This is a genomic window from Acidovorax sp. SRB_24, from assembly GCF_012931925.1.
Window position 1 is genome coordinate 1 of the sequence record NZ_MWOM01000124.1, and the last position, 4,538, is coordinate 4,538.

The 4,538-nt window shown below is 64.6% G+C and carries 4 protein-coding genes and 1 pseudogene; 3 read left to right on the forward strand and 2 right to left on the reverse strand.

All coding sequences use genetic code 11. The annotated features are described in order from the left end of the window. Positions 1-219, reverse strand: a pseudogene (locus B2J89_RS20775) (hypothetical protein); the annotation flags it as partial. 267 nt (positions 220-486) lie between these two features. Continuing rightward, positions 487-1,419, reverse strand: a complete 933-nt coding sequence (gene argC, locus B2J89_RS20780) for an N-acetyl-gamma-glutamyl-phosphate reductase (protein WP_169170751.1) — start codon at positions 1,417-1,419, stop codon at positions 487-489. A gap of 157 nt (positions 1,420-1,576) precedes the next feature. Between argC and sucC the strand changes: the two genes are divergently transcribed. The 3 genes from sucC to B2J89_RS20795 all read left to right on the forward strand — a co-directional run bounded on the left by sucC (position 1,577) and on the right by B2J89_RS20795 (position 4,512). After that, the gene (gene sucC / locus B2J89_RS20785) at positions 1,577-2,737 is read left to right on the forward strand and encodes an ADP-forming succinate--CoA ligase subunit beta (protein WP_169170752.1); all 1,161 of its coding nucleotides are present in this window, start codon (positions 1,577-1,579) and stop codon (positions 2,735-2,737) included. A gap of 61 nt (positions 2,738-2,798) precedes the next feature. Further along, a complete protein-coding gene (sucD, locus tag B2J89_RS20790; RefSeq protein ID WP_169170753.1) occupies positions 2,799-3,695 on the forward strand; it encodes a succinate--CoA ligase subunit alpha in 897 nt (298 codons plus the stop codon). 127 nt (positions 3,696-3,822) lie between these two features. Continuing rightward, positions 3,823-4,512, forward strand: a complete 690-nt coding sequence (locus B2J89_RS20795) for a TerC family protein (RefSeq protein ID WP_169170754.1) — start codon at positions 3,823-3,825, stop codon at positions 4,510-4,512. The last annotated feature ends 26 nt before the right edge of the window (positions 4,513-4,538 follow it).

The following is a 4,538-nucleotide window of genomic DNA, read 5'->3' on the forward strand; positions in this document are numbered from 1 at the left end:
GTCCGCAAAGCCGCTGCGCAGCTCGTGCGACACCACCAGGTTGAAGCCGATGGCCGTCAGCAGGCACAGCGTGACAGCGCCGGCCGCCAACAGCACCAGCCCGCGCGTTTCACGCCGCGCCGTGCCGGGCGGCGCAGCGGCGTGGCTGCCGGGGGGCGGGGCATTCAGGCTCGCACCGGTGGCCGGCGCGGCAGGTGGGGGAGAAAGCGGCGTGCTCATGGCTCGCTGCCTTGCGCTGCCCCAGCGCTCGCCCACCACAGGCTGGCTTTGAAGAAGAGCCGCCGGCTGCGCGCCACAGGGCGCATGGCCAGGGACCACCAGAAGGAGGGAGAGTAGTGCATGCCTGCCTCCGCAAGGACAACCGGATGCCTGCATCGTAGGCACCGTCTTTGTCGCCGCGGTGTCGGACGGCACCGCATATGGCGAGCCTGGCCGTGCGGGCGCACGGCACACGCCGCCCCGGCTTTCGGCCGGCGCGTTACCGCCTTACAGCCCCAGCATCAACTGCAGGTTCTGCACCGCCGCGCCGCTGGCGCCCTTGCCCAGGTTGTCGAGCCGCGCGATCAGCACGGCCTGGCGGTGCTCCTCGTTGGCAAACACGCGCAACTCCAGCTGGTTGGTATTGGCCAAGGTGTCGGCGGCCAGCTTCAGGTCGTCCGTGGGGGGCAGCACCTTGACCCATTGCGCGGGCGTGTTGGTGCGCGCGTAATGCGCGGCCAGCGCGTCGTGCAGGTCGGTGGCGCTCGGAGCGCCGGGCAGCAGGTCCAGGTGCAGCGGCAGCTGCACCAACATGCCTTGCGCGAAGTTGCCCACGGCGGGAATGAAGATGGGGCGCCGCACCATGCCCGTGTAGTGCAGGATTTCAGGGATGTGCTTGTGCGCCAAGCCCAGCGCATAGGCCTCGTATGGCGGCGCCTTACCGGCCTCGTAGGCTTCGATCATCGGCCGCCCACCGCCCGAATAGCCGCTCACCGAGGGCAGCGCGACCGGAAAGTCGCGCGGCAGCAGCCCCGCATCGACCAGCGGGCGCAGCAGCGCGATCGCACCCGTGGCATAGCAGCCGGGGTTGGCGACGCGGCGGGCATTGCGCACGGCGTCGGCCTGTCCGGCGCACAGTTCAGGAAAGCCAAACACCCAGCCTGGCGCCGTACGGTGTGCGGTGCTGGCGTCGATCACCTTGATCTGGCGGCCGCTGGTTTGTTCGATCTCGTCGACCAGGGCCACGGTCTCGCGCGCGGCATCGTCGTGCAGGCACAGCACGACAAGGTCGACGCCAGCGATCAGCGCGCGCTTGGCGGCCGGGTCCTTGCGCTGGTCGGGGGCAATGCTGACCAGCTCGACGGCGGGCATGGCCTGCAGGCGCTCACGGATCTGCAGGCCCGTGGTACCGGCTTCGCCGTCGATGAAAACTGTGGACATGGAATGCTCCTGCAAGAAAAGTGTGGCGGCCTGGTCGGTGCGGCTTAAGCAATGGTGCGTCGCAGCATGATACATTTGCGGGCTGCCATGTCCCACGCCCGCCGCCAGACAACCCTGCATGGTAGCCGGGTGAAATCCTTTTCCTGAGAGAGACCTCATGAAGATTCACGAATACCAAGGCAAGGAAATCTTGCGCAATTTTGGTGTGCCCGTTCCGCGCGGCATTCCCGCATTCACCGTCCAAGAAGCGGTCGAAGCAGCCCAAAAGCTCGGCGGCCCGGTCTGGGTCGTCAAGGCCCAGATCCACGCGGGCGGCCGCGGCAAGGGCGGCGGCGTCAAGGTCGCCAAGACCATTGAAGACGTCAAGCGCATCGCCGGCGACATCCTGGGCATGCAGCTCAAGACGCACCAGACCGGCCCCGAAGGCCAGAAGGTGCGCCGCCTCTACATCGAAGACGGCGCCGACATCCAGAAGGAATACTACGTCTCGATCGTGACCGACCGCGCCACGCAGAAGATCGCGTTCATCGCATCGAGCGAAGGCGGCATGGACATCGAGGAAGTGGCCCATGCCACGCCCGAGAAGATCATCACCGAGTTCATCGACCCGCTGACCGGCCTCGGCGACGAGCAAGCCAAGAAGATCGCCAACGGCATCGGCCTGCCCGCAGAGTCCACTGCCCAGGCCGTCGACATCTTCCAGAAGCTCTACCAGTGCTACATGGACACCGACGCCTCGCTGGTCGAGATCAACCCGCTCAACCGCAACAGCAAGAACGAACTGATGGCGCTGGACGCCAAGTTCAACTTTGACGCCAACGCGCTGTTCCGCCACCCCGAGATCGTGGCCCTGCGCGACCTGGACGAAGAAGACCCCGCTGAAGTGGAAGCCTCCAAGTTCGACCTGGCCTACATCAGCCTGGACGGCAACATCGGCTGCCTGGTCAACGGCGCCGGCCTGGCCATGGCCACCATGGACACCATCAAGCTGTTCGGCGGCGAGCCGGCCAACTTCCTCGACGTGGGCGGTGGCGCCACCGCCGAGAAGGTGACCGAAGCCTTCAAGATCATGCTCAAGAACAAGAACGTCAAGGGCATCCTGGTCAACATCTTCGGCGGCATCATGAAGTGCGACACCATCGCCACGGGCGTCATCACCGCCTGCAAGGCCGTGAACCTGTCGGTGCCGCTGGTCGTGCGCATGAAAGGCACGAACGAAGAGCTGGGCAAGAAGCTGCTGGCCGAGTCCGGCCTGCCGATCATCGCCGCCGACACGATGGCCGAAGCCGCGACGAAGATCGTCGCTGCCGTCAAGTAATGACCTGGGGGACGGAGCTGTTGCTCTGTCCCCGACTGACTAGAACGCTAGGACAAGAAACATGTCGATCTACATCAACAAAGACACCAAGGTCATCACCCAGGGCATCACGGGCAAGACCGGCCAGTTCCACACGGAAAAGTGCCAGGAATACGCGAACGGCAAGAACGCCTTCGTCGCCGGTGTGAACCCGAAGAAGGCCGGCGAGTCGATCTTCAACATCCCGATCTACGCCTCCGTCAAGGAAGCCGCCCACCAGACCGGCGCGACCGTGTCGGTGATCTATGTGCCGCCCGCAGGCGCGGCCGCCGCAATCTGGGAAGCCGTCGAGGCCGACCTGGACATGGCGATCTGCATCACCGAAGGCATCCCGGTGCGCGACATGCTCGAAGTGCGCAACAAGATGAAGGCCAAGGAAGCTGCCGGCGGCAAGAAGACGCTGCTGCTGGGCCCCAACTGCCCCGGCATCATCACGCCCGACGAGATCAAGATCGGCATCATGCCCGGCCACATCCACCGCAAGGGCCGCATCGGCGTGGTGAGCCGCTCGGGCACGCTGACCTATGAAGCCGTCGCCATGCTGACCGAAGTGGGCCTCGGCCAGTCCACCGCCGTGGGCATTGGTGGCGACCCGATCAATGGCTTGAAGCACATCGATGTGATGAAGGCCTTCAACGACGACCCCGACACCGACGCCGTCATCATGATCGGCGAGATCGGCGGCCCCGACGAAGCCGAGGCCGCGCTCTGGTGCAAGGCCAACATGAAGAAACCGATCGTGGGCTTCATCGCTGGCGTCACCGCCCCTCCGGGCAAGCGCATGGGCCACGCCGGTGCGCTGATCTCGGGCGGTGCCGACACGGCCGATGCCAAGCTCGCCGTCATGGAAGAGTCGGGCTTCATCATCACGCGCAACCCGTCCGAACTGGGCCAGCTGCTCAAGGCCCAGCTGAAGTAATCTGTACGCAGAATTACGGATGAGGAGGGGCACCAGAGCCCGATAAACTGCCGTCTCCCAAACAAGAAAAGCGCCTGAAACCCCGTTTCCGGCGCTTTTTTTGTGTTCACAACACTGGAGAAAATGCATGGAGTTTCTGCAAAGCGCCGATTTCTGGATTGGCTTGGTCAAGATCGTCTGGATCAACATCATCTTGTCGGGCGACAACGCGGTGGTCATCGCGCTGGCCGCGCGCTCCCTGCCGCCGCAGCAGCAAAAGAAAGCCATCTTCTGGGGCTCGGGTGCCGCCGTGGTGCTGCGCATTGTGCTCACGGTGGTCGCAGCCAAGCTGCTGGAGCTGTCCTACCTGCAGATCATTGGCGGCTGCCTGCTGCTGTGGATCGGCCTGCAATTGCTCAGCGGGAACGACGAAGACGAAGGCGGCGAAAAGTCGCATGGCAACCTGATGACCGCGGTGCGCACCATCCTGATCGCCGACCTGGTGATGAGCCTGGACAACGTGATTGCCGTGGCCGCCGCCGCGCAGGGCAGCATGCTGCTGCTGATTTTGGGGCTGGCCATCAGCATTCCGCTGGTGATCTTCGGCAGCACGCTGATGATCAAGCTCATGGAGCGCTTCCCCGTCATCGTCGTTCTGGGTGCTGGCCTGATCGGCTGGGTGGGCGGTGAAACCATCATGAACGACACCGCTTTGAAGGACGTGCTGGTGGTGCATCCCATGCTGCATTACGTGGCTGCGGCGATTGGAGCGGTTTTTGTGGTCGGGGCGGGCAAGCTGCTCCAGGCCCGAGCCAATCAGCCTGTCACAACGCAGTGATGCCCTGCGGCAGGCTGCGGCCTGCC

Coding starts and splice junctions, on each gene's coding strand:
- sucC (WP_169170752.1), top strand. CDS start 1,577: ATGAAGATTCACGAATACCAAGGCAAGGAAATCTTGCGCAATTTTGGT.
- sucD (WP_169170753.1), top strand. CDS start 2,799: ATGTCGATCTACATCAACAAAGACACCAAGGTCATCACCCAGGGCATC.
- argC (WP_169170751.1), bottom strand. CDS start 1,419: ATGTCCACAGTTTTCATCGACGGCGAAGCCGGTACCACGGGCCTGCAG.
- B2J89_RS20795 (WP_169170754.1), top strand. CDS start 3,823: ATGGAGTTTCTGCAAAGCGCCGATTTCTGGATTGGCTTGGTCAAGATC.